20 protein-coding genes and 1 tRNA gene are annotated in these 18,702 nt (G+C 61.1%); 12 read left to right on the top strand and 9 right to left on the bottom strand.

Annotated elements, in window-relative coordinates; translation table 11 throughout:
* Positions 1 to 417: 417 nt before the first annotated feature.
* From QMG56_RS07035 to QMG56_RS07020, 4 genes are all read left to right on the top strand, one after another.
* Complete coding sequence (locus tag QMG56_RS07035; RefSeq protein WP_281821868.1) at positions 418 to 3,456, top strand: TonB-dependent receptor; 3,039 nt, start codon at positions 418 to 420, stop codon at positions 3,454 to 3,456.
* 167 nt (positions 3,457 to 3,623) lie between these two features.
* Positions 3,624 to 4,289, top strand: a complete 666-nt coding sequence (locus tag QMG56_RS07030) for a glutathione S-transferase family protein (RefSeq protein WP_281821866.1) — start codon at positions 3,624 to 3,626, stop codon at positions 4,287 to 4,289.
* A gap of 27 nt (positions 4,290 to 4,316) precedes the next feature.
* Entirely contained in the window at positions 4,317 to 4,703 is a 387-nt protein-coding gene (locus QMG56_RS07025) for a VOC family protein (protein WP_230187180.1), read from the top strand.
* Positions 4,704 to 4,829: 126 nt separating this feature from the next.
* Positions 4,830 to 6,776: a calcium-binding protein gene (locus QMG56_RS07020; RefSeq protein WP_281821865.1), complete on the top strand. Its 1,947-nt coding sequence runs from the start codon at positions 4,830 to 4,832 to the stop codon at positions 6,774 to 6,776.
* Between the two features lie 51 nt (positions 6,777 to 6,827).
* Here the strand turns inward: QMG56_RS07020 and QMG56_RS07015 are convergent, their stop codons facing one another.
* From QMG56_RS07015 to QMG56_RS06990, 6 genes are all read right to left on the bottom strand, one after another.
* Entirely contained in the window at positions 6,828 to 7,439 is a 612-nt protein-coding gene (locus tag QMG56_RS07015) for a carbonic anhydrase (RefSeq protein WP_281821863.1), read from the bottom strand.
* Between the two features lie 56 nt (positions 7,440 to 7,495).
* Entirely contained in the window at positions 7,496 to 8,380 is an 885-nt protein-coding gene (locus QMG56_RS07010; protein ID WP_281821861.1) for a bestrophin family protein, read from the bottom strand.
* Between the two features lie 127 nt (positions 8,381 to 8,507).
* The gene (locus QMG56_RS07005) at positions 8,508 to 8,984 is read right to left on the bottom strand and encodes a DUF1178 family protein (RefSeq protein ID WP_281821860.1); all 477 of its coding nucleotides are present in this window, start codon (positions 8,982 to 8,984) and stop codon (positions 8,508 to 8,510) included.
* Positions 8,981 to 9,811 carry a carbon-nitrogen hydrolase family protein gene (locus QMG56_RS07000; RefSeq protein ID WP_281821859.1) on the bottom strand — a complete coding sequence of 277 codons (831 nt, stop codon included), beginning with the start codon at positions 9,809 to 9,811 and terminating at the stop codon, positions 8,981 to 8,983. The genes QMG56_RS07005 and QMG56_RS07000 overlap by 4 nt, the downstream gene beginning before the upstream one ends.
* A gap of 5 nt (positions 9,812 to 9,816) precedes the next feature.
* The gene (gene grxC, locus QMG56_RS06995; protein WP_230187186.1) at positions 9,817 to 10,074 is read right to left on the bottom strand and encodes a glutaredoxin 3; all 258 of its coding nucleotides are present in this window, start codon (positions 10,072 to 10,074) and stop codon (positions 9,817 to 9,819) included.
* 48 nt (positions 10,075 to 10,122) lie between these two features.
* Complete coding sequence (locus QMG56_RS06990) at positions 10,123 to 10,896, bottom strand: ComF family protein (protein WP_281821858.1); 774 nt, start codon at positions 10,894 to 10,896, stop codon at positions 10,123 to 10,125.
* Between the two features lie 72 nt (positions 10,897 to 10,968).
* Here QMG56_RS06990 and QMG56_RS06985 point away from each other — a divergent pair, with 72 nt between their 5' ends.
* The gene (locus QMG56_RS06985; protein WP_281821857.1) at positions 10,969 to 11,835 is read left to right on the top strand and encodes a class I SAM-dependent methyltransferase; all 867 of its coding nucleotides are present in this window, start codon (positions 10,969 to 10,971) and stop codon (positions 11,833 to 11,835) included.
* Positions 11,835 to 12,344, top strand: coding sequence for a 2'-5' RNA ligase family protein (locus QMG56_RS06980; RefSeq protein WP_281821856.1), 510 nt, complete (start codon positions 11,835 to 11,837; stop codon positions 12,342 to 12,344). The genes QMG56_RS06985 and QMG56_RS06980 overlap by 1 nt, the downstream gene beginning before the upstream one ends.
* Before the next feature lie 149 nt (positions 12,345 to 12,493).
* Here the strand turns inward: QMG56_RS06980 and QMG56_RS06975 are convergent, their stop codons facing one another.
* Positions 12,494 to 13,723, bottom strand: a complete 1,230-nt coding sequence (locus QMG56_RS06975; protein ID WP_281821855.1) for an NAD(P)/FAD-dependent oxidoreductase — start codon at positions 13,721 to 13,723, stop codon at positions 12,494 to 12,496.
* A 210-nt stretch (positions 13,724 to 13,933) separates the two neighbouring features.
* Between QMG56_RS06975 and QMG56_RS06970 the strand changes: the two genes are divergently transcribed.
* Positions 13,934 to 14,010, top strand: a tRNA-Met gene (locus QMG56_RS06970).
* Positions 14,011 to 14,024: 14 nt separating this feature from the next.
* Here the strand turns inward: QMG56_RS06970 and QMG56_RS06965 are convergent.
* Both QMG56_RS06965 and QMG56_RS06960 read right to left on the bottom strand, forming a co-directional pair.
* On the bottom strand, positions 14,025 to 14,621 hold the full coding sequence (locus QMG56_RS06965; protein ID WP_281821853.1) for a glutathione S-transferase: 597 nt from the start codon (positions 14,619 to 14,621) through the stop codon (positions 14,025 to 14,027).
* Positions 14,618 to 15,907: an Hsp70 family protein gene (locus QMG56_RS06960; RefSeq protein ID WP_281821852.1), complete on the bottom strand. Its 1,290-nt coding sequence runs from the start codon at positions 15,905 to 15,907 to the stop codon at positions 14,618 to 14,620. The genes QMG56_RS06965 and QMG56_RS06960 overlap by 4 nt, the downstream gene beginning before the upstream one ends.
* A gap of 273 nt (positions 15,908 to 16,180) precedes the next feature.
* Here QMG56_RS06960 and QMG56_RS06955 point away from each other — a divergent pair, with 273 nt between their 5' ends.
* The 5 genes from QMG56_RS06955 to QMG56_RS06935 all read left to right on the top strand — a co-directional run bounded on the left by QMG56_RS06955 (position 16,181) and on the right by QMG56_RS06935 (position 18,699).
* The gene (locus QMG56_RS06955) at positions 16,181 to 16,345 is read left to right on the top strand and encodes a hypothetical protein (protein ID WP_230188644.1); all 165 of its coding nucleotides are present in this window, start codon (positions 16,181 to 16,183) and stop codon (positions 16,343 to 16,345) included.
* A 94-nt stretch (positions 16,346 to 16,439) separates the two neighbouring features.
* Entirely contained in the window at positions 16,440 to 16,727 is a 288-nt protein-coding gene (locus QMG56_RS06950) for a hypothetical protein (protein ID WP_281821850.1), read from the top strand.
* 37 nt (positions 16,728 to 16,764) lie between these two features.
* Positions 16,765 to 17,238: a DUF1810 domain-containing protein gene (locus QMG56_RS06945; protein ID WP_230188646.1), complete on the top strand. Its 474-nt coding sequence runs from the start codon at positions 16,765 to 16,767 to the stop codon at positions 17,236 to 17,238.
* A gap of 58 nt (positions 17,239 to 17,296) precedes the next feature.
* On the top strand, positions 17,297 to 17,533 hold the full coding sequence (locus QMG56_RS06940; RefSeq protein ID WP_230188647.1) for a hypothetical protein: 237 nt from the start codon (positions 17,297 to 17,299) through the stop codon (positions 17,531 to 17,533).
* 23 nt (positions 17,534 to 17,556) lie between these two features.
* A complete protein-coding gene (locus QMG56_RS06935; RefSeq protein WP_281821985.1) occupies positions 17,557 to 18,699 on the top strand; it encodes a cupin domain-containing protein in 1,143 nt (380 codons plus the stop codon).
* Positions 18,700 to 18,702 lie beyond the last annotated feature (3 nt).

Below are 18,702 nucleotides of genomic sequence, written 5' to 3'. Positions count from 1 at the left end.
CGGGGGCAGGGGGTCGGAGGCAGGGGGTCGGAGGCAGGGCATCACGACCTCCGACCCCAATAACACGTTAAAGCCGCGTTCTATGTTCCTCGGTTTTTAGACGGTCGGCCGACGATGCAAAGCTACGCCGATGATTAGCAATGGTTGAAGGTTGATGCGCAGTCGTCTGGATATTCGGGCCTGCGCTGGAATGTTTCCAAGCGATTTCACCTGTCATAAATAAGCAACATGTTGCGCAAAACCCGGCGTAACATTTACCGTAATATCATTTCCCTCGAACGCTTTATCGCGACGGTCCTGCGCATGGCGTTCGGGAATATGCGGGGTGTCGGCCCCTTCCTGAACACTGAAACAACAGGGTTGGTCGCAAAGGCCACCCCGCATTTCATGCGAGGGACAATGACGAAAATTCACAACATGCGCCGCAACCTCCTGCGCACCGGTTCGGTGCTTCAGGCGATGATGGTGTTGGGCGGCGGCACCCTGCTGTCCACCACGATGCCGACGGCGGCATTTGCGCAGGACTATACCAACGTGTCCGCGTCGGGCCGCGTGGTAGACGCCCAGGGCAATGGCATCGGTGGCGCAACGGTCGAAATCACGTCGAATGCGCAAGGTTTCAAGCGCACGGCAACCACGGACGATACCGGGTCTTACCGCATTCCGGCTCTGCCGCCGGGCAGCTATAGCTTCACGATTACTGCTCCCGGCCAAGCACCTTTCACCGATCCGGCCGTCACCTTATCGGCAGGCGGCGGGGGCAACACTTTCCGCCTTAATGGCCCGGGGGGCAATGCTGCGACCGCTGATGGAGGCGATGCCATCGTGGTGACGGGCGCGCGCGTCCAGGTTGCCGATTTCGATCGGACCACAACTGGCGCAGTGATCGATCTGGGAGAATTGTCGAAACGGATTCCAGTCTCGCGCTCGCTTAATCAGGTCATCCTGCTCGCACCGGGCACGACACAGGGCAGTTCAGGGTCGAACAGCGCCTTTGCCAATCAGTCGAGCATCAGCGGCTCGTCCTTCACCGAAAACGCCTACTATGTGAACGGCCTCAACATCACTGAATTCCGGCAGGGATTTGCGCCGGTGTCGGTGCCGTTCGATTTCTACGAAACGGTCGAAGTGAAGACCGGCGGCTTCCAGGCGGAATTCGGTCGGGCGACCGGCGGTGTGGTCAACGCAACCACCAAGCGCGGCACCAACGAGTTTCACGGCAGCGTCCTCTTCAACTGGGAACCCAATTCGCTGACCGACGATGCGCCCAACAGTTATCAAGCGGACAATGACGGCGACTACACCAATCGCACGGATACGGTATTCCAGTTGAGCGGCCCGATCATCAAGGATCGTTTGTTCTTCTATGGCCTGTACAATTTCCGCGATTCGACCGTCGAAAACGGGACGACTGGCGCGGTCGATGATGACGGCAACCTGTTCGCGGCGGGCAACCGTTCCACGCGGCAGCGGACGACCAGCCCGTTTTACGGCGGCAAGATCGACGCGATCATAACCGATGGGCATCGCCTGGAAGGCACCTATTTCAATACGACCCAGATCACCAACACCAACACGACCATCTATAATTCCGACACGAATGAGCGGGGCGCTTCCGTAGGCGGCAGCCGTATCCGTGCGGGTGGCGAGAACTATGTCGGTCGCTACACCGGCACCTTTGCCCCCTGGGTCACGCTGTCGGCTGCCTATGGCGTCAACAAGAACCGTGCAGGCACGCTGCCGCTCGATACCGTCAATCCGCGGATCATCGATCAGCGCAGCGGCACTGCGAGCGAAATCGGCAATCCGGTTGGGTCGGTCGTGACCAATGACGACAAGCGCGAATTCTATCGTGCGGACGTCGATCTGTACTTCAACCTGTTCGGGTCGCACCATATTCGCGGTGGCTATGACCGCGAAGACCTGACGGCTAAGCAGATTTCGGCAAGCCTCGGCGGTGGCACATCGACCTTTTTGCGTGTCACCAGTGCGACGGACCGTACTGGCCTGCCCGTAGGCACCGAGTATGTTCAGACCCGGACGTTCGAGAATGGCGGGTCTTTCGGCACCCGCAACGAAGCCTTCTATCTGCAGGATAGCTGGTCCTTGTTCGACGACCGACTGACGCTGCAACTGGGTATCCGCAACGACCGGTTCACCAACAAGGACGCCGCCGGCAACGCGTTCTACGAGTCGGGTGATCAGTGGGGACCGCGTCTGGGCTTTACCTTCGATCCGGCAGGTGACGGACGGACCAAGATATTCGGCACCTTCTCCCGGTATTTCGTACCCATCGCCGCCAACACCAATATTCGCGGCGCAGGGCGTGAACTTGACTACACGCGGTTTAACGTGCTCGACGGTGTGAACGCGGATGGCACGCCGATACTGGGCGCACCGGTGCTGAGCGTCGCCAATGCGCGCCCATGTCCAGATACAGGTGTTGCCAACTGTGTGGTCACTGGCAACGGGGAAATTACCGATCCCACGGCCTTCATCGCTCAAGGCCTGAAGCCGCAATCGCTGGATGAATACAGCTTCGGCGTGGAAAGGCGGTTCGGGCCGCGGATCAAGCTGGGCCTCAACTTCACCTATCGCAAGCTGGGCGAAGTGCTGGAAGACGTCGCGATCGACCAGGCGGCTCTGGCCTATTGCACGTCGCAGGGTTTCAGCGCCGACGATTGCGGGCAGATCTATACCGGCTTCAGCCAGTATGTGCTCGTCAATCCCGGCAAGGATGCCAGCATCCAGTTGCTGGGCCTGCCCGATGGCACGACGCCGGTAGTGGACTTCACCGCCGCGCAACTCGGCTATCCCAAGGCGAAGCGCACGTACAAGGCAGTTACCTTCACCTTCGATCGGGAGTTCGACGGCAAGTGGAGTCTGTCGGGCTCCTATACCTGGGCGAGCCTGAAGGGTAACTACGAAGGGGGCGCAAAATCCGATGTGGGGCAGGCCGATACCGGCGCCACGCAGGACTTCGACCAGCCGGGCCTGACGCTTGGCTCCTACGGCTATCTGCCGGGCCATCGCCGTCACTCGTTCAAGGTCTATGGGTCTTATCAGGTGAACGACATTGTTACGCTGGGTGTGAATGCGTTCATCCAGTCGCCCAAGAAGTTCGGCTGCATCGGCGTCGTGCCGACATCGGTCGATCAGTTTGCGGCGGATTATGGCGCAGCCGGTAACTTCTGCGGGGGGGCTCTGGTGCCGCGCGGTACCGTGTTCAAGAGCGACTGGCGCAAGGAGGTCAACCTGACCGCCGCGTTCCAGGTGCCGGGTGATTTCGACGCCAGCATTCGCTTCGATGTGTTCAACGTGTTCAATTCCAAGTCGGCGCTCGACTTCGACGAATTCGGCGAAGACGACGGCGGCAACGTCAACCCAAATTACCGTTCGCCACTGGTTTTCCAGGCACCACGTTCTGCACGGGTTCAGTTGCGCGTAGGTTTCTGACAGCGCCTGCGTAACTGATCTTTAGAAAAGGGGGCGGTCCCTTGCCGCCCCCTTTTTTGTGTCTGTCGCGGATGGCGGCGATCGTTTCACCGGCAATATTGGTTGTGTTTTGCAACGCAATGAATAGAATTGCACCATCCGACCAGGGAATCTCAGGGAGAGAGACGATGATCCTTTATGGCATGCGGCCGTCGCCGTTCGTACGCAAGGTGCTGTTCTATTTAGAGGAAAAGGGCATCGATTTTGAGCTGCGACCCGCCGGGTTGGGTATTGGCGGCGAAGAATTCGCCAAGGCGTCTCCCTTCGGCAAGTTTCCCGCACTGGTCGATGGCGATTTTTCGATCAGCGACAGCAGTGCGATCGTCCATTATCTTGAAACGCTGTATCCTGAGCCGAACCTGATCCCGACGGAAGCAAAGGCGCGAGCGCGGGCGGTCTGGTTCGATGAATTCGCGGATACGGTATTGTTTGCGACAGGCGGAAAGATATTCTTCAACAGGGTAGTGGCCCCCAAGTTTATGAAGATTTCGGGCGATCTGGCTGCCGCCGACGCAGCCGAGCGCAACGAGTTGCCGCGCCTGCTCGATTATATCGAGGGCGTGCTGCCAGACAGCGGCTTTCTGATCGAGGACCGGCTGACCCTTGCGGACATTGCCGTCGCCTCGCCCCTGATCAACCTGGCCTATTGCTGTCCGCCGGTGGATAGCGCGACTCATCCGCGACTGTGCCGGTGGTTGAATATGTTGAAGACCCGGCCGGCGTTCGCATCGGTCCTGGCGGAGGAAAGGCCCCTGATCGAAGCGATGGCAACGCAGCCTGAGTTGGTCCTGTAATTCACAAAGCGAAAGTAGGAAAAATCTATGTTTAGCCATATCATGCTGGGTTCGGACGATCTGGACGCATCCAAGAGGTTTTATGACGCGACACTGGGCGTGCTGGGCGCCAAATCCGGTCAACAAGACCCCAAGGGTCGGTTAATCTGGATGACCCCGACGGGCGTCTTTATGGTAACCAAGCCCATCAACGGGGAACCGGCCTGTTACGGCAACGGAGCCACCATCGGCTTTGCGATGGAGTCCCCCGAACAGGCCGATGCATGGCACGCGGCAGGCGTGGCAAATGGCGGCACCGCCTGCGAAGATCCGCCGGGGGTGCGCGAAGGCTCGATGGGCAAGCTCTACCTGGCGTATCTGCGCGATCCTGCCGGGAACAAGCTGTGTGCGCTCCACCGGATGCCTGCGGAATAATGGCGGGCCGGACGTGCGACAGATCGTGCGTCCGGCAATTTTCCCTCCCTTCCGAAAAAGGCGGTTAATCAGGCTTTTACAATCACCGGGCCGTTGCTAGACGATACGCGATCAGGGGGGATTGTCATGGCCATCATTACCGGGACTATACGCAGCGACAGACTTGTCGGAACCGAGCAGGACGACATACTCAACGCGCTGACCGGCTTTTCGGACGAGGTGGATGGCGCAGGCGGTTACGACAAGCTGATCGTCGATTATTCCGCACTGCGGCCGACATCCTATTCCTGGATCACGATGGACGATGCGTTGAGCGGCACCATCGGTTTTCCGTTGGCCAGTGATTTCGTCAGTTTTCGACGGATCGAAGCACTGGATTTGCGGCTGGATAACGGCACCAACCAATTCGAGTTTACGGCCCTGAAGCCGTTTAACGGAAAGGTCGTTTCTGTCGACGGCGGATTGGGTATCGACAGCTTCAAGTTCGACGCTCCCACGTTCGACAACGTGTCTTTCAAGGTGGATGCGACCGGCGCGGTTACGCAAAATCTTGGTCTGACGCTGACCAATTTCGAAGCGTTTCAGCTGTATGTCGGTGGCGGTATCAATACGATCACGACCGGTGCGCGATCTGACATCGTGTCCGTCGGCGTGGGAACAAGCACCATCGCAACCGGCGCGCACAACGACACCATCATCGTGCATGGCGGACAGGATATCGTGGACGGGGGCGACGATTGGGACACGCTGTCTATCGAAATGGGCGGTAGCATCGCGTCCTATGCGCTGGTGCATGACCGCTTGAAAGCCACTGCGTCCATTGCGGGCGTGGTGACGGCAAAGAATGTTGAAGTCGTGAACGCCGTGCTGGGATCGGGCGCGGACACGATCACTATGAACGAAGGGTGGAACGGTGCGATCAATTCCGGGGCAGGCGCGGATGTGTTCCGCCTCACCCGGCCACGGGGCATGTCGATCGATGGCGGCGCGGGCATCGACTTTGCCAGCGTCAACCTGAGCGGAGTGTATGCCGATCGTTACAGCGATCTGGTTGCGGACGGTCTGGGCGGGTTGCAGGGCAGAGTAGGCGGCAATGGCGTACGCAATATCGAAAAACTGTATCTGACCCTCAGTAAGTCCGACGACTTCGTTTCGGTCGATACGGCACCTTTATTCACGGGCACGGTCTTGACCATGCTGGGGGGCGAGGGGAACGACCGTTTGACGCTCCAGATGAGTGCCGGAGCCTCCGCCAAAGTCGTATGGGGCGCTGATGGGTCGCTCAAACTGGGAACCGGCCAGTTCAGCGGTTTCGAGGATTTCACGTTAATCGGCACCAGCGGCAGCGACATCCTGAAAGGCGGGATCGGCAACGACCGGCTGTTCGGGGGCGAGGGCCAGGACAAGCTGTATGCGTCTTTAGGTAACGACGAGTTGCATGGCGGCGCGGGTAACGACCATTATTTTGTTGATATCGATACTAACCCCACATCGCTGATCGAAGAAGATGGGGAAGGCACGGATACGGTTTTCGCCAGCGTCGGTACGTTTCTATTCTACAACCTTGAAATCCTTCGGTTGACCGGCACGGGGGACATTTCCGGCGGCGGGAATGATATGGCCAATATGATCGTCGGCAATTCTGGGGATAACTTTCTTGATGGGTTGAGAGGTCGCGACAATATCTCGGGCGGAGATGGAAACGATACCATAATTGGCGGCCCGAGCGGCGATACCCTGACGGGCGGTGCCGGTTTCGATCGTTTTTTCTTCGAACGTTGGGATGCGCCCGGGAGCTGGGACACAATCACCGATTTCGAAACGAACGTGGATAGCCTAGTCCTGCCGTATCCATATTACGCCGCATTGGATCATGGTGTTAACCCCCAAGCGTTAAGTAAGTCGCAGTTCTACGCTGGTGCACAAGCGACGACGGCGGATCAGCATGTCATATATGACCGCTCGACTGGTTCTCTGTATTATGATCACGACGGTGCAGGTGGTGAGGCGCAGGTCCTTATTGCAATGTTGACGAACAAGCCTTTGCTTAATGTGGATGACTTTGTGATCTGACCGAGTGGCGGGCCGGGTGCTTAACCCGACCCGCAAACCAACTCGTAGCTATTACAGCCAGCGCACTTCGCCGGTGGAGAGGCTGTATACAGCACCCACGACTTTCAATGCACCGCGTTGTTGCGGTTCCAGCAGCATCGGTTCGGAATATTCCTGCAGTCTTTCCACCATGCGGCGGACGTTTTCCTCGACGGCGTGCTCGACCAGATCACCATCGGGATGGGCGCGCTGGGCGGCCATGACGGCTGGGAGGATAGGTTCGACCATGCGGCCGATGCTGCCGGGGAAACGCGCGTCTTTCGTCACGATATCGGTTGCGGCGGCGACGGCACCGCATTTCTCATGCCCCAGCACCACGATCAGCGGCACGCCGAGCGCCATGACCGAATATTCGATGGAGCCCATGCCCGCGGTGTCGACATTATTGCCTGCAGTGCGGACGATGAAGAGTTCGCCCAGACCTGCGCCGAAAAGCTGTTCCGGGCCGACGCGCGAATCCGAGCAGCCGACGAGCGTGGCGAAAGGCTGCTGACCCTGCGCAAGTTCGAGGCGGCGATCACGGGACACGTCCGCTTCGACAGGCTTGTCCGCCATGAAAGCAGCGTTGCCGTCCTTGAGGCGTTGCAGGGCTTCGTCAGGGGTGGGCTGGCCGGAAGTGGGCATAATAATCTCCTTTAGGGGGTGACGGGGGTGTAGGACAGTGCGCTGTGCGGGATCATCTACCACAGCACGCCATTAACAGGTTTGACCGGGGCAAGCGGGGTTTCGCCGATGCCCTGCAGCAAGTCGATCTCGATCGTGCGGCACATCGCGGTCAAGGGTACGTCGTGCACGGTGTTGGCGAAGGGATCGACCAGATCGTCGCCGATCCGCAGCACCGCCAGAAACATGAGGCCTGCGACGGTCGAGCCGAGCGGCGTCGCAAAGCCCAGCGTCTCCACCAGACCGATGGGCAGCAGGATGCAGAACAGGTGAGTGAAGAAATAGGGAAAGAAACGATATTGATTGGGTAGCGGGGTGTTCTTCAGCCGCTCCATCCCGCCCTGCGCATTGGCGATGTCGATCAGTACCTGTTCCATCTGCGTCTGCTGAATGGTGTCGATCCACCCGGCGCGCTGTGCCTCCGATATGCGATGGCCGGTGCCGTCGAGCAGGCCGTTGGAGGGATTGGCGCGGGCCAGGGTAGGCTCCGCTTCGCCTCTCGACAGGAAGCGCAACACTTCCTCATCGCATGGTTGGCGGCGCAACTGACAGCGCAGGGCGTTCACATAGGCAACCTGACGCAGCACGATGGAGCGGCGCAGGCTGGTTGCTTCTTCCAGATGCAGAAAATTGTTGGCGGCGCGGGCGAGGCTGCGCGAGGCATTGATCATCGCGCCCCACAGCACGCGCCCTTCCCACCAGCGCTGATAGGCGGAATTGTCGCGAAAACCCAGGAACAGTGCGAGCGCCGTACCGAAGATGGTGAGCGGCAGCGCAGGTGCCTTGAACGGCAGGACGTAATAAACGACGGTCACCGCGACATCCCAGATCGCCAGAACCAGCAGGGGTTTCCAGACATCGCGCACGATATGGCTGATGCGTGGAACGGCATCGACTATCACTCTTATCTCCCGAGATGGCGGACGCATAACACCGAAAAACAGTTTTGGATGCGGTAAGCCGGCGCCGCTATACTTTATAACGGCGAGGTAACAATTCGTTACGTTTACAGGGCGGGAGGCAGGGTGGTCAGTTCTGCGCTTTGGGCGGGATGACCGGGAAGGGCAGGGGGGCAACGGGGACGCCTTCTTCCATCAGCGCCTTGGCTTCTTCAGGGGCGACTTCGCCGTGGACGCTGGCGTGATCCTGCTCACCATAGTGCATGGCGCGCGCCACATCGGCGAATTGGCGACCGACCCATTGCGAGTCCTTAAGCGCTTCGCTTTGCGCCTTGGCGAGCTGTTCGATGACGGCGCGGGCCTTGGCTGCCTCCACCGCCTGCGGGCCTTGCGCCATAGCGACGGAAGACGGCGCGGGCGTATCGCTGCGGCGGTTTGCCTTGGCGGGGATGGCAGGGGCCATCAACGCCTTGTCGATGTCCGGGTCGCCGCAGACCGGGCAGGTCAGAAGGCCACGGGTGCGCTGATCCTCATAATCGGCGCTGGAGCCGAACCATGCTTCGAAGGGGTGGCCGTGGCGGCTGCATTTGAGGTCGAATACGATCATGTGATGGTCACTACCGGAGGAACGGGGCGGCGGTTGGCGATGGCGGGGATGCGGGCGCGGACGGCAGCGACCTGATCGAGATCGATATCGACGACCGTAACTTCTCTAACATCGCCCATATCGAGCAGGGTCGTGCCCCAGGGATCGACGACCAGGCTGTGGCCATAGGTGGTGCGCCCATCGGCGTGCTGGCCGACCTGCGCACAGGCGATGACGAAGGCGCCCGCTTCGATGGCGCGGGCGCGGAGGAGAGTGTGCCAGTGCGCTTCGCCGGTGGGTACGGTGAATGCGGCGGGCACGAGCAGGAGGGTCGCCCCGGCATTGGTCAAGGCGCGGTAGAGGTCCGGGAAGCGGAGGTCGTAGCAGACAGATAAGCCGACACGTGCAAATGGTGTGTCGACTGCTACCACGGCCTCGCCTGGAGCATAAGCATTTGATTCGCGGTAACTTTCTCCTGTTGAAAGATCGACGTCGAACAGGTGCATCTTGTCATAGCGCGCGCGGATCATGCCGCTGTCGTCGATCATGAAGGAGCGATTGCTCCACCGGCCATCCTCGCGTTCGTCGGAACAGGCCAGCGATCCCAGATGCACCCAGATACCCGACTTCGCCGCCGCTTCGCGCACGCGGGTCAGCACCAGATTGTTAACTTCGTTGGTGACACGATCCGCCGCGCGCTTGCGATCCCGGTCGAGATAGCCCGCCATTTCGGGCGTGAACAGCATGTCTGCGCCCTGCGCCTTGGCGCGCCACACCGCATCGACGATCGCGTCGGCATTGGCCGACGGATCGATCCCGCTGGTCATCTGAAAAAGCGCAGCGCGCATGACAGTCAAAGGCCCAGCAGCGCGTCCAGCTTGCCTTCGCGGTTGAGGCGTCCCAGATCGTCGCTTCCGCCGATATGGCTACCGTCGATGAAAATCTGCGGCACAGTTACGCCGCCATTGCTCCGTTCCAGCATTTCGGCCCGCTTTGGCCCGCCCATGGTGATGTCAAATTCCTCGAACGCCACACCCTTGTCATTCAGCAATGACTTCGCGCGCGCGCAATAGCCGCAGAACGCCTTTGTATAGATTTCAACGTGCGCCATTAAACGGGAAACTCCTTTGTGTAGAGATTGGCAGTGGAGCGTCGTTTGTCAATCGGCCTGCTCCGTTGTTTCGGGCATAACGCGCGCCCAGCATAAAAGGGTAACGGACAGCGCGCCGCCTTTCCGCAATGCCGCTGCGCAGGCATCGGCGGTTGCGCCGCTGGTGTGGATATCGTCGATCAGGATGACGTTGCGGCCCTTCAGCGGGTTGGGGTTTGCGCCCCACAAACGAAACGCACCGCGCACCGCCTTCCGCCGCGCTTTTGGTCCCATGCCCCGCAACGGGGGTGTACGGCGGGTGCGGATAAGGATTTCGTTGTCCACCGCAATGCCGCTCAACCGGGCGAGATGGTCCGCGATGATCGCCGACTGATTGAAGCCGCGCCACCACAGACGCCAGCGATGCAGCGGCACGGGGACGATAAGCATAGTGTCCCGATCCCCCTCCGGCACATGGCGCACCATCTGTGCTGCGATCAGGCGCGCAAGGCCGATGCGTCGCCCATATTTTAGCTTCAGCGCGATGGTGCGGGCAACGTCGCCATAAGCCAGCACGGCACGGGCGCGGTCGATTTCCGGTGGATCGGCAAGGCAGGCACCGCAGAGCGCATCCGGCCCCATGTCGAAGGGGAAGGGGATGCCGCAGCAGTCGCAGCAGGGCGAGCCGAGGAAGGTCATCCCCTGCCAACAGGAAACGCAGAAGCGATGATCGTCCTCCACGATGACGCCGCAACCGGGGCAGCGCGGGGGAAGCGCGTAATCCACTGCGATGCGCGTGAGGTGCCGGACGGGGGAAGGGACGAAACGGGACAGCGCGCGCATAGCCCCTTGTTCCCTGACGAGGCGCGTAGCACAAGGCGCGCCGCCTCCTTTTTCTACGGTATCCCAAAAGCCATGTCCGACTCGCATCACGCCCCGGAGATTTTCGACCATCGCCTGCGTGCGATCCGGCGGGACCGGGCAGCGCGGGATTTTGCCGCGCATGATTTCCTTTATCGGCACATGGCGGACGAACTGATCGACCGGCTGGCGGACGTGAAGCGCGATCTGTCCGATGTGCTGGTGGTCGGCTGCCCTTCGCCTTATCTGGCGGCGCAATTGTCGGCGATGGGCAAGCGGGTGGTCTGCACGGATCCGGGCTATGCCAATGCGGCGGCCTGTGGCGGGGTGCAGGCGGATGAGGATGCATTGCCGTTTGCTGACGATAGTTTCGACCTGATCGTGGCGTGCGGGACGCTGGACAGTTTGAACGACTTGCCCGGTGCGCTGGTGCTGATGCGCCGGATATTGCGCCCGGACGGGCTGCTGCTGGCGGCATTTGCGGGGGCGGGATCTCTGCCGGTGTTGCGTGCGACATTGCTGGCGGCGGAAGGCGATAGGGTGGGGCAGCATATCCATCCGCAGATCGACGTGCGGGCGGCTGGTGACCTATTGAGTCGTGCCGGGCTGGCGATGCCGGTGGCCGATGGGGATGTGCTGAGCGTGCGTTATGGCAGTCTGTTCGGGCTGCTGGGCGATCTGCGCGGGATGGGGGCGTCGAACATGCTGCGCTCCAGGCCGCCGATGTTGAGCCGCGCGGTGCTGGGGCGCGCGGCGGAGATATTCGCGCAGGCCGCCGATCCTGATGGCAAGACGACCGAGCGCTTTGCGATCGCCTATCTTTCGGGATGGAAGCCCGATGCTACGCAGCCCAGGCCCGCGCGGCGCGGGAGCGCAACGGTATCGCTGGCGGAGGCGCTGAAAAAAGGGTCAAGCGCCTGATGGCGCAGGCTGCGCCGATCATCGTGACAGCGACGATGGGGGACGCGGACTTTGCATGGGCCGATGGATTGCGGCGCGCGCATTTCCCGCCGGGGCGTAATGTTTTGTCGGCGCATATCACGCTGTTCCACCATTTGCCGCCGTCGGTGGAGGGGGAATTGTGTGAGCGGTTGAAGATGCTTTGTGCGGGTCCGCCGCCGAGCGCGACTTTATCGGATGTGCTGCATCTGGGGCAGGGGGTGGCCTATCGGATCGAATGTCCGGCGCTGGTGGAGATGCGGCGCGATCTGGCGGAGGCTTTCCATGGGCTGCTGACGCCGCAGGACAGCGCGCCGCCACGATTGCACGTCACGATCCAGAACAAGGTGTCGCCGGAGGAATCGCGTGCGCTGTTCATTGCGCTGAAGGCCGCGTTTCAGCCCCGGGCTTTTGCTATCAGCGGGCTGGCGGCGTGGTGGTATCGCGGTGGCCCGTGGGAGGCCATCCGCGCTTACCGTTTTCGGGGTTAGTAGGCCGCTTATACCGTTCAGGCATGTACCCCATTGTTCCCGTGCGAAAGCAGGGGGCCAGGGTCTAAAACGGTGCACTTTGTCGCACTGGACCCCCGCTTTCGCGGGGGAACGGCTTATGACGTGTTCAAATGATTAGCTGACCCGCCTTAGGCCAGCCCGACTTCCTTCAACGGGACGCTGGCGTCCGCCAGTTGTGCCTGATCCAGCACTGCGCCCGACACCACGTGTGCACGGCCCTGCACATAATCCTTCACCATGTTGACGCAATCTAGCGCGATCAGCTTGCCGCCCTTGAGATACAGAACCGAGAAGCTGCGGGTGGCGGGATCGCCGCGCAGGATGGTGCTGTCATAGCCAGTGGACAGGCCAACCGTCTGCAGCTTGAGATCATATTGGTTGGACCAGAACCACGGCACCGCGTCATAGGCATTTTCCTGACCCATGATGTGCTGCACGGCGACCTTCGCCTGATCGTTGGCGTTCTGGACGGATTCGAGGCGGATCTGCGCGCCGCTGGCAAAGCCATTGGCGTGCGATGCGCAATCGCCGACGGCATAGACATCGGGCAGGCTGGTGCGGCAGAACGCATCCACGTCCACGCCATTGCCACCGGTCGCACCCGCTGCGATCAGCGGGCCGGTTTCCGGAATGATGCCGATGCCGACGATCACCATGTCCGCCGCGATGATCGTGCCATCGGCCAGCTTCACGCCCGTTGCGCGCCCGCCATCGGTTTCGATGCAATCGACCATCGTGCTGGTGCGCAGATCGACGCCATGCGCGCGATGTTCGGCTTCGTAAAAGCGCGAGAGTTCTTCGCCGGCGACACGCGCCAGCACGCGGTCGAGGGCTTCGAGCAATGTGACGGACTTGCCCAGCTTGGTCAGGACGGCGGCTGCTTCCAGCCCGATATAGCCACCGCCGATGACGACGACATGATTGACGTCGGGCAGGCGGGCCATGATCGCATCAACATCGTCGCGGCGGCGCACGCAATGGATGCCGCTGGCGTCGCTGCCTGCGCAGGACAGGAGGCGAGGGGTGCCGCCGGTCGCCCAGATCATCTGGCCGTAGGAATATTCGCTGTCGTCGCCGACGGTGACGATCTTTGCCATGGCATCGACTTTCTTGACGCGCTGGCCAAGGAGCAGGTCGATATTGCGCTCGCCCCAGAAGCTGTGCGGGCGGATAAGAATGCGCTCGAACGGCTTGTCGCCTGCCAGATATTCCTTGGACAAGGGGGGGCGTTCATAGGGCGGCTCATGCTCATCGCCCAGCATGCCAACGGAGCCTTCGAACCCCATCTGGCGAAGCTGGATTGCGGCCTGTGCGCCCGCATGGCCCGCGCCTACGATCAGAACGTCATAATAGCTCATCCGTCACCTATGCCCCTGTGATTTTCAAGTTGCTGCCGTCCTTGGCGCGCCAGAATGCGCAAGGCAAGTCCCGGCGATCTTTAAGGGGTGACACGACATGTTTACACGAGCGGTTGACCGCCATCACAAGGCTGCGTATAGCGCCGCCTCACCGTGACGCCAATGGCGGCCCGGTTGCCCATCGCGGCCTGCTTTTAAAGCGGATTTCGGGGCGGAGTAGCTCAGCTGGTTAGAGCAGCGGAATCATAATCCGCGTGTCGGGGGTTCAAGTCCCTCCTCCGCTACCAAATTTCCCGATCTTTCAGGAAATGGTCCCACGGGCCATTATTTTCACGAAGAGCGTCGAGCCGATATGGTCGGCAAGCCAGGTCTTGAGATGGGGGAGGGGCTGCGCTTCGAACCAGACGGGGTCGACGGCCGCAAATTGCCTGATGAATGGCAGGATCGCCGCATCGGCGATACCGCGCTTCGAGCCGCATAGCTGACCGGCGGCGGACAGGCGGGAATCGATTTCGCGGAGAAATTTCAGGGCTTCGTTGCGATGCGCGATGGGGTCGGACTGGTGGCGGTCGGGATATTTGTAGCGGTCGAGATTATGTTTGAACGGGCCGTCATTGGCGGCGATCAGCGCGGTGTCGTCCCGCGTGAGCCAGCCTTCGGGGTCGTTGAAGGCGAGCGCCCAGCGCATGATGTCGAGGCTTTGGTCGATCACCCGGCCATCGGGCAGGACAAGGACCGGGACGGTCCCCTTCGGCGAGGCGGCCAGCATTTCCGGCGGCTTGGCGGATAGTTTGACTTCACGCAGTTCGTGCGGCGTTTCGCTGATGGTCAACGCCAGCCGCGCTCGCATGGCATAGGGACAGCGGCGAAAACTGAAGAGTACGGGGCTGGCTGTCACACCGTCCACTCGGTCAAGCTCGGTTCATTGCCGATCAGCGCGAGGCCGTGGGCGATGGAGGTGAGTTCGCCGCCGGTGGCGATGCGATACGTGCTGAAACGCCGGTGGAACAGCGATCGGATGGCGGGAATCAGGGAGGAGCCGCCGGTCAGGAAAACCCGGTCGATCTGGTCGGCGGTTATGCCTGCCCGCGTCAGGGCGCTATCCATTGCGGTTTCGATCAGGCGCAGGTCGTCGGCGATCCACTGTTCGAAATCCGTGCGAAGGACGTGCGCGGAGATGTCTACGCCGCCGCCGGTGAAATCGAGCTGCGCTTCCTCGGCCTGGGACAGATTGCGCTTCAGCGTGCCGATGGCGTCGTAGAGCGGGAAGCCCTGTTCATGCTCGATAAGCGCGATCATCCGGCCAAGCGGTTCGGGATCGAGGGAATGGCGTTGCAGCTTGCGTAGCTCGTCGAGCGTGCGCCGGTTGCGCATGAGCGCGAGGCGGGACCAGTCGGAGAAATCCACGAAGTAGCCGCCGGGTATCTCCAGTTCCTTGCCGAAGGATCGGTAGGGTGTCCCTTTGCCGAGCAAGGGGAGCACCAGCCTGTCCATGATGCGCCGGTCGAAACGGTCTCCGGCGATCCCTACGCCTGATGACGACAGCGGGATGCATCGCCGTTTGGCACCGGGTTCGGCAACGCGGACCACGGAAAAGTCGGTGGTGCCGCCGCCGAAGTCGGCGACCAGCACCGTCGCCGGTTCGGTAAGGCGCGAAGCATAGCTGAACGCGGCACCGAGGGGTTCGTAGACATAGTGCAGATCGACGCCGAATCCTTCGAGCATCAGATCGTAGCGTTTGCGCGCGAGTTCCGGGTCGGGCCGTGCGCCTGCATATTCGACGGGCCTGCCGACGATGACGCGATCGGGGCGGGTGGCGAGGGCACCGCCTGAATGGGCCACCAGCTTTTGCAGGAACAGTCTGCCGAAATCCTCGAACCGGAAATTCCGCCCGAATATCTGTGCGCGCTCGAACAGGGGGCTGGCCGCGACGCTCTTGAACGACTGAACGAACCGGCTGTCGAGGGGGGACTGGAGATACTCCGCGATAGCCCATGGGCCAGCGTCATAGGCCACTCCGTTCCAGCCGCGCTCTTCTTCCCAGAAGCATAGTGCCGAACGGAACACTTCGCCGGTTGCTTCCTTGCCGACGAAGGTGACGAGGTGCGAATCTCCTTCGCCATCGCCCAGCGCTACGACGCTGTTGGTCGTGCCAAAGTCGAGGCCAAGTGCGGTCGTGGGCATCGCCTGGTGTCTTTCTGGAGTGTCCGGTTTCGGGGGGCGGCCCCTATTGCATGTGCCATTCCGCGGCGCAACGTCGGGCAGGTAATGGAGAGGCCGGTTGAATGTTCCCATCCCTTTCCCGTGACATGCCGACAGCGCCGCCCTGATCCAGATTAGCGATTTACCTATGCGACTTTCACGCGGCTGCGGCGTTACCTGTCCCAGCTACCGGGTAGAGTTCGTGCGCGATGCGGTCCCCCGGCGGTGAAGTTTATGCTGTATAAGGAGACGACCATGTTGTTGAAATTAGCTGCGCTGGGCGCCGTTGGTTATGCCGGTTACAAATATCTCAAGGCCAAGACCCCGGAGCGAAGCGCCCCGGACCTTCGTCTGGCTGGCGGTCCGCTAAGCTCCGAAGCATCGGTGCAGCGTACCCCGGATTATCCTTCGTCGATTTGACGCCTTCATCCGGAAGTGGATCGGCGCACCGCTATCGTGCGTCGATCCACCCGGTGAAACGACGTGAACATCGCCATAATCGAGGAGCGATCGCATGAGCACGACCATTGAACGAACCTTTGCCACGCGACGGCAAGCCGAACTGGCTATCGAGCATCTGGTGCAGGAACATGGCTTTGAGCGGACGGATATCTTCGTTGCGCCTGAAGGGCAGGAAAATAGCGCTGGCGAGGATGTAAGTCGCGCGGATCGGGCGACAATAGCCGAAGACGAACGCGATGACGCGGCCTTGGAAAGCCGGATCGTCGTGTCCATCGATCTTGAAGATGAGTCCATGGCGCAAACCGTCGAGTCGGTATTCAGTGAGTTCGACGGGAAATAGTCCGCGAACCGCATAGTCCAACCGCGAGGAACACCGCGTGCGTCAAGAGGATATAGCGACACAGGGATCGGACCAGATCGACCCCTACGATCTTCAGCGGTTTCTGGCTGCTCAGAAAGACAGCTATGCCACGGCGCTGTCCGAACTGCGGCGCGGCCGGAAGACCAGCCACTGGATGTGGTTCATCTTTCCGCAAGTACGCGGGCTGGGTCGCAGCCCGATTGCCCAGCATTATGCCCTTGCGTCTTTGGACGAAGCGCGGGCTTATCTCGCCCACGCCATTTTGGGACAGCGTCTGCGCGACAGCGTGGGCGCAATGCAGGATTTGCCGCACGGACAGAGCGCGGCCGCCGTGCTGGGCGATGTGGACGCTGTCAAGTTCCGGTCGTCACTGACGCTGTTCGAGGCGGCGGGCGGTGGGCCTTTGTTCGGGGCAGCGTTGGACCGTTGGTTCGACGGGGCGCGCGACGAAACGACGCTGACAATATTGGCGGGCGACATCGGCTTTTGACCCGGCGGGGCAAGCATCCTAGAGGCAGGGCATCACAGCACTGCCAAGGAATATCGACGTGACCAATATCGCCTGGGATGAAGCCGCGACGCTGATCGATCTGGATGGAAAAGCGCCGTTGATCGCCAATCTGCGCGAATGCGCGCGACACTTTGCTGCGTTGAAACCCCAGCATCAGGCCGAAGCCCGCGTCCTGCTCACGCGACCGGTGGCGCGGGAAGGGCGCAAGACCCGGACCTGGATATTGGAACCGACGGAAATCGCCCATCTGGCTATGCAGTTGCGGCAGGAGTGACAGTGTCCTCCCGGCCGGTAGCCATGCCGCTCAATAACTTCGATATCGACATTTTCCTGCGCGATTATTGGCAGAAGAAGCCGTTGCTCATCAAGGCCGCATGGGCCGCCTGGACCAACCCGCTGGAGCCGGACGAACTGGCGGGGCTCGCCTGCGAGGAAGGGATCGAATCGCGGATCATCGCTCGGCGCAGTGAAGGCTGGGCGGTCGATCATGGGGTTTTCGCCGAAAGCCGCTTTGCGCGGGACGATCCGGCGCCCTGGACGCTACTGGTGCAGGCAGTCGATCATCATGTGCCGGACGTTGCTGCGCTGATCGAACCGTTTCGCTTCATCCCCAACTGGCGGATCGACGATGTTATGGTTAGCTATGCCACCGACGGGGGCGGGGTGGGTCCGCATTTCGATCAATATGACGTGTTTCTGATACAGGGGCTGGGGCAGCGCCGGTGGCAAGTGGGCGGAATGTGCGACGCCGACACGCCCTTGCTGCCGCATGAGGATGCGCGCTTGCTGGCGGAGTTCGAGGCCACCGACGAATGGCTGCTCGATCCGGGCGATATTCTCTATGTGCCGCCACGTATGGCGCATAATGGCGTTGCGGTGGGCGGCGATTGCATGACCTATTCGGTTGGGTTTCGGGCACCGGCGCGCAGCGAGCTGATCACGGATTGGAGCGACGATATCGTCGACGCCTTGCCCGACGACGACCGATATGAGGATCGCAATCTCGATCCTATAGCGCATCCGGGGGAGATATCGCCCGAAGCGCTGGCACGGCTGCACGCGATGATCACCGATGTCATGGGCGATGCAGATGCCTTTGCGCGCTGGTTCGGCGCGTATAACAGCCGCCGTAAATATCCCGATACCGAGTGGCAGCCCGACGAGAGCGTTTCGGTGGCCGAGGTGGAGGCGTTGATTGGTGAGGGCGTTCCTCTGTCCCGCAACCCGGCCAGCCGCTTTTCTTTCATTCGGCGACCGGGCGGTGTGTCGTTGTTCGTCGATGGCACGGGGTTCGATAGCGGCGCGGACGGCGTTGCGTTTGTGGAGCAGCTTTGCGCGCAGGATCAGTTTGCAGTCGATCCGGGCGTATCTCAGGATATCCTCGCGCTGATCGGCAAGCTCGTCGATCAGGGCAGTGTCGCTTTTGACCGAGAGGCGTAACGG

The organism is Sphingobium sp. BS19 (assembly GCF_027925545.1).
Classification (GTDB): domain Bacteria; phylum Pseudomonadota; class Alphaproteobacteria; order Sphingomonadales; family Sphingomonadaceae; genus Sphingobium.
This window is presented reverse-complemented; position numbering and strand designations above follow the sequence as displayed.

Coding starts and splice junctions, on each gene's coding strand:
- QMG56_RS07035 (WP_281821868.1), top strand. CDS start 418: ATGCGCCGCAACCTCCTGCGCACCGGTTCGGTGCTTCAGGCGATGATG.
- QMG56_RS07030 (WP_281821866.1), top strand. CDS start 3,624: ATGATCCTTTATGGCATGCGGCCGTCGCCGTTCGTACGCAAGGTGCTG.
- QMG56_RS07025 (WP_230187180.1), top strand. CDS start 4,317: ATGTTTAGCCATATCATGCTGGGTTCGGACGATCTGGACGCATCCAAG.
- QMG56_RS07020 (WP_281821865.1), top strand. CDS start 4,830: ATGGCCATCATTACCGGGACTATACGCAGCGACAGACTTGTCGGAACC.
- QMG56_RS07015 (WP_281821863.1), bottom strand. CDS start 7,439: ATGCCCACTTCCGGCCAGCCCACCCCTGACGAAGCCCTGCAACGCCTC.
- QMG56_RS07005 (WP_281821860.1), bottom strand. CDS start 8,984: ATGATCGTATTCGACCTCAAATGCAGCCGCCACGGCCACCCCTTCGAA.
- QMG56_RS07000 (WP_281821859.1), bottom strand. CDS start 9,811: ATGCGCGCTGCGCTTTTTCAGATGACCAGCGGGATCGATCCGTCGGCC.
- grxC (WP_230187186.1), bottom strand. CDS start 10,074: ATGGCGCACGTTGAAATCTATACAAAGGCGTTCTGCGGCTATTGCGCG.
- QMG56_RS06990 (WP_281821858.1), bottom strand. CDS start 10,896: ATGCGCGCGCTGTCCCGTTTCGTCCCTTCCCCCGTCCGGCACCTCACG.
- QMG56_RS06985 (WP_281821857.1), top strand. CDS start 10,969: ATGTCCGACTCGCATCACGCCCCGGAGATTTTCGACCATCGCCTGCGT.
- QMG56_RS06980 (WP_281821856.1), top strand. CDS start 11,835: ATGGCGCAGGCTGCGCCGATCATCGTGACAGCGACGATGGGGGACGCG.
- QMG56_RS06975 (WP_281821855.1), bottom strand. CDS start 13,723: ATGAGCTATTATGACGTTCTGATCGTAGGCGCGGGCCATGCGGGCGCA.
- QMG56_RS06960 (WP_281821852.1), bottom strand. CDS start 15,907: ATGCCCACGACCGCACTTGGCCTCGACTTTGGCACGACCAACAGCGTC.
- QMG56_RS06955 (WP_230188644.1), top strand. CDS start 16,181: ATGTTGTTGAAATTAGCTGCGCTGGGCGCCGTTGGTTATGCCGGTTAC.
- QMG56_RS06950 (WP_281821850.1), top strand. CDS start 16,440: ATGAGCACGACCATTGAACGAACCTTTGCCACGCGACGGCAAGCCGAA.
- QMG56_RS06935 (WP_281821985.1), top strand. CDS start 17,557: ATGCCGCTCAATAACTTCGATATCGACATTTTCCTGCGCGATTATTGG.